This window comes from Streptomyces sp. P9(2023) (genome assembly GCF_032436795.1).
Lineage (GTDB): Bacteria > Actinomycetota > Actinomycetes > Streptomycetales > Streptomycetaceae > Streptomyces.
The window spans coordinates 1-344 of sequence record NZ_JAUPWM010000256.1 but is presented as its reverse complement, the minus strand read 5'-3'; the positions used below and the strand labels follow the sequence as shown (position 1 = coordinate 344).

Below are 344 nucleotides of genomic sequence, written 5' to 3'. Positions count from 1 at the left end.
GCCACGCAATGAACTCGGCGCTCATGCGCCACCACCTCCACTCAGGACACTCACACCGATACGGAACACCCGGATCGACACGGCAGCGACGACACCCGCAACCACGATGCCAATGGCGATGCCGACCATCGCCCACGGCACCGCGAACGAGACTGCTGACATGTGGTGCGTAACCCCCTGCATGGCTGCGCACGCCTCCTGGAGTTGCGGGGGTGCTTCGGGCACCATCGCGTTGATAGCGCCCCAAAGCCCCCGTGAGGCGCTGGACATCTGATGCACCAACTGCTCTTCTATGGTCATGTTGATGTCTCCGTAGGTGTAGCGACGCCAAGGGCACCCAGAAC

General features: G+C 62.8%; 1 protein-coding gene. It reads right to left on the bottom strand.

The features are described from left to right. Positions 1-21 precede the first annotated feature (21 nt). On the bottom strand, positions 22-344 hold a 323-nt coding region (locus tag Q5762_RS37555), incomplete at its 5' end, for a hypothetical protein (RefSeq protein WP_315896796.1).